The 4,141-nt window shown below is 61.1% G+C and carries 2 protein-coding genes and 1 pseudogene; all 3 read left to right on the top strand.

What is annotated here, in order from left to right; all coding sequences use genetic code 11:
• Window positions 1–262: 262 nt before the first annotated feature.
• The 3 genes and pseudogenes from M5B99_RS29315 to M5B99_RS30370 all read left to right on the top strand — a co-directional run bounded on the left by M5B99_RS29315 (window position 263) and on the right by M5B99_RS30370 (window position 3,771).
• A complete protein-coding gene (locus tag M5B99_RS29315; protein ID WP_248807415.1) occupies window positions 263–1,687 on the top strand; it encodes a PLP-dependent aminotransferase family protein in 1,425 nt (474 codons plus the stop codon).
• A 116-nt stretch (window positions 1,688–1,803) separates the two neighbouring features.
• Window positions 1,804–2,862 (top strand): annotated as a pseudogene (locus tag M5B99_RS30375) (methyl-accepting chemotaxis protein); the annotation flags it as partial.
• Between the two features lie 27 nt (window positions 2,863–2,889).
• Window positions 2,890–3,771 carry a methyl-accepting chemotaxis protein gene (locus M5B99_RS30370; protein WP_412548768.1) on the top strand — a complete coding sequence of 294 codons (882 nt, stop codon included), beginning with the start codon at window positions 2,890–2,892 and terminating at the stop codon, window positions 3,769–3,771.
• The last annotated feature ends 370 nt before the right edge of the window (window positions 3,772–4,141 follow it).

The raw sequence follows: 4,141 nt of genomic DNA, 5'->3' as shown, positions 1-4,141 counted from the left end.
CATCTTGCGATACGGGCATTTTCTTTAACCGGCCAGCAGATTGCTAGGTTTTCACACAGTCTGTAATGGCGGGTTTTTTTATGTCCGCCGGTGTTGGAAATCCGGTCGGTACATTCGCGCAGATGCGTCAGCCGGTGTCTTCAGGGCCCGGCGGGCGGGCCTTTCAGGGCGGGGAGAGAGGCTTTTTGTGCAAGCAAGCCCCCCAGGCTTTTGTGTTTAACTGTTTAACGAGAAATAACAATGGGTTGGAGCGTCAAACACAATGGATTTGGAAATTGATCGGCAGGCGCTGGTCCCCGTCGTGCAGCAAATCGTCAATGCCGTGATCGAGTGGATTCGCCGTCATCGCGCGGGGCCTGGGACTCGCCTGCCATCCGTTCGACAGTTGGCCAAGGACAACTCACTCAGCCAGGCGAATGTCCTCGAAGCCTGCCAGCGCCTGGTGGCGCAGGGTGTACTGACACCGCGCAACGGTTCGGCCTTTATTGTCTCGGATGCCCACGGGGATGCCCGCGACAACGGCGAGCCGCAGTGGTACGAAGGCTTGGAAGCAGAGTGGGGCGCCTTCAGCGAACATCCCCTGGGCGAGTTGAAGTTGGGCTGCGGCTGGGTGCCCGAAAGCTGGCGCGAGAGCGACGACATCGCCTATGCCATTCGCCAGGTCAGCCGCACACAGATGCACGGGATGTTCAGCTACAGCACGCCCCTGGGCCTGTTGGCATTGCGTCAACAGATCCAGAAGCGCTTGGCGCAAAAAGGCATCCCCTGCGCTCCCGAGCAGATACTGACGACCCACGGTGTCACCCAGGCGCTGGACCTGCTGGTGCGTCAGTTGCTCAAGCCGGGTGACTGCGTGCTGGTGGAAACGCCGGGCTATGCCAACCTGCACAAACTGCTGGCACTGCAGGGGGTCAAGCTGCTGGAGGTGGAGCGCACGCATTCCGGACCGGACATGGAGCAGCTATCCGGGCTGTTGCAGCAATACCGTCCGCGCTGCCTGTTCATCAACAGCCTCTACCACAACCCGACCGGCACCAGCCTGACCCTGGCGGTGGCCACGCAGTTGTTGCAGTTGGCCCAGGCCCATGACTTCCTGATCGTCGAGGACGCGATCTACAGCGACCTGCAGAGCGGTCCCGGCGTGCAGTTGGCAGCGTTGGACAGCGCCCAGCGGGTGATCTACGTCGGTGGTTTTTCGAAAACCCTGAGCAGTTCATTGCGGGTCGGATTCGTCCGTGCCCGCGGCGAACTTATCCAGCGTCTGGCGCAAGTGAAGATGATCACCAGCCTCGGTGCTTCGCGTTTTGCTGAATGTGTGGTGGCCATGCTGCTGGCCAATGGCACCTATCGCAAGCTGGTGCAGCGACTGCGCCAGCGCCTGAATGTGGAGCGGGTCACTACCCTGGACACCTTGGAGAGGGCGGGTTGGGAGGTGTTCGCCGAGCCCGCCGGCGGCATGTTCATCTGGGCCCGCAGCCCGGGCTATCCTTTGGCGCAGGTCCTGGCTCAGGCGCGCAAGCTGGGGGTGCTGCTGGCCCCGGGCAGCGCCTTTATGCCGCAAGGCACAAGCAATGACTGGCTGAGGATAAATGTGGCCTATGCTTCGGATCTGCGCGCGCAGAAGTTCTTCCGTCTGCTGGGTGGCGCCGAATCGACCTCGACCATCCTGAAAGCGACGCGGATGTAGCTTTTGGCCATTATTCCGGCGCCAAAGGCTTGTGCTCCACCCGTCCCGATTGCGAATCTGCATGAATCTTGAATGGGCGTGTGCACCTTCAGCATTCTAATCGGGGATTAAGCGCCATGATTTCTGCCGTGCAAGGACGTTTCGCCAATCTCGGTATGGCCAAGAAATTGGCTATCGGGTTTGCCCTGGTATTGCTGCTGACCGGCCTGGTGGCGGCGATCGGTGTGTGGTCCTTGCAAACCATCAGTTTGCGCTTTGATGGGCTCAAGCAGATGTCCGCGCTCAACAGCCAATTACTGCGGGTGCGTTTGCTGGAGCAGGAATATGCCTTGCGTTCTGACCCCAAGACTGTCGATGCCTTGCATAAGGGCGTCGACGGCCTGTTGGCGCAGGCGCAACTCCTCAAGGCGCAATCGGCGGCCAACGTGCCGGTCATGACCGATGTCGAGCAGGCCCTGGGGGCCTACCGCAAGGCGTTCGATGAATTCGTCGAGCTGACCCAGACCAAGGACCTGGCACTGGAAATGGCCAGTTGGTCGGTTTCCAGCGTGGCCAACAACCTTGACGTACTCCAGGCCGGGTTGTCCGACGATGGCACTTATGCCCTCAAGGACTCCCAGGGCAAGGATGGCAAGGAGCTTATCGAGCAGGCCGACCAGATCAGCCATGTCTCGCAGTTGATGCTACAGGCGATGAACGAGGCTCGGGTGCGCCTGGACCAAAGCCGCAAAGGTGATGACGAGAATCAGAACAAGGGTAAGATCGAGCAGGCTGACCAGGCCTTGGCCCAAGTCGAACAGCTCAAAACCGTGATCAAGGATCCCGGCTATCAGACGGTGCTCACCGAAGTCAGTGGTCACATCGCCAGCTTTAGTGACAAGTTGACGGAATACACCGGCCTGCTGGAGCAGGAGAAGAAGGTTTACCAGCAGTTGCATGAGCGCGCGGCCCAGGTGGTGCAGCGGGTCAACCAGGCCTATGCCGCCGAGGACCTGTCGATGCAGGCCGAACTGAAGAAGAATTCGCTGCTGATCATTGGCTCGTCGGCCCTCGCCTTGCTGGTCGGTCTGGTGGCGGCACTGGTGATTACTCGCCTGATAGTCGCGCCGCTGCGCAGTGTCATCCTGGTAGCCCAGCAGATTGCCGCCGGTGACCTGACCGGTAAGGTGGAGGTCAAGCGCCGCGATGAAATCGGTCAACTGATGCTGGCCATGCAGCAGATGGGCGCGGGCCTGAGCGGTATCGTCAGTGGCCTGCAGGCAGGGATCGAGCAACTGGCGACTTCGGCGCATTCATTATCGACGGTTACCGAACAGACCAATCTGGAAGTCAGCACCCAGAAGGAAGAAACCGAGCAGGTCGCCACCGCGATGAATCAGATGACGGCCACGGTGCACGATGTTGCACGCAATGCCGAAGAGGCTGCCCAGGCGGCGCAGACCGCCGACGACAAGGTCGACAGTGGCCAGCAGGTGGTGCGCCAGAGCATGCAGCGGATCGAGCAACTGGCGGATTCGGCCAGTTCGGCGAGCCTGAGCATCGAAAGCCTCAGCGCGGAAATCCAGAATATCGGCACGGTACTCGGGGTGATCAAGAGCGTGGCCGAGCAGACCAACCTGCTGGCCCTCAACGCGGCCATCGAGGCGGCCCGGGCTGGTGAGCAGGGTCGTGGCTTTGCCGTGGTGGCCGATGAAGTGCGGGCCCTGGCCAAGCGTACCCAACAGTCCACCGAAGAGATCGAGCGTCTGGTCAGCGCCTTGCGCACGGCGGCGCAGGCCTCGGTGCAGCAGATCCAGAGTAGTGGCGAGCTGGTCAAGCTGGCGGTCAGCGATGCGTTGCAGACCGAGAGCGCGCTGGGCAGCATCGCCGCGGCGGTGTCGCTGATCCAGCAGATGAACCAGCAGATTGCCGCGGCGGCCGAAGAGCAGAGTTCGGTGGCCGAAGAGATCAACCGCAGCGTGACCAGCATCCGCGCCAGTGCCGATCAGTCGGCGCTGGCGATGCAGGGCAACGCGGCGTCAAGCATCGAGCTGGCGCAGTTGGGGATGGAGTTGAAGGGGATGGTCGGGCATTTCCGGATCTGATTGTCCCAAGCCTGGGGTGGCGATCCTGTGGGTACGATGCTTGTGTGGGAGCGGAGCTTGCCCGCGAAGAGGCCCTTCAGAGCGCTAAAAGCTTCGCGGGCAAGCACCGCTCCCACAGTCTTGAGTCGTATGCGAACGTTCGACGTTCCGCGGAGATTGTGGGAGCCGGATTTATCCGCGAAGAGGCCCTTCAGGGCGCTAAAAGCTTCGCGGGCAAGCACCGCTCCCACAGTCTTGAGTCGTATGCGAACGTTCGACGTTCCGCGGAGATTGTGGGAGCTGGATTTATCCGCGAAGAGGCCCTTCAGGGCGCTAAAAGCTTCGCGGGCAAGCACCGCTCCCACAGTCTTGAGTCGTATGCGAACGTTCG

Source organism: Pseudomonas sp. MWU13-2100 (genome assembly GCF_023242365.1).
Classification (GTDB): Bacteria; Pseudomonadota; Gammaproteobacteria; order Pseudomonadales; family Pseudomonadaceae; genus Aquipseudomonas.
This window is presented reverse-complemented; position numbering and strand designations above follow the sequence as displayed.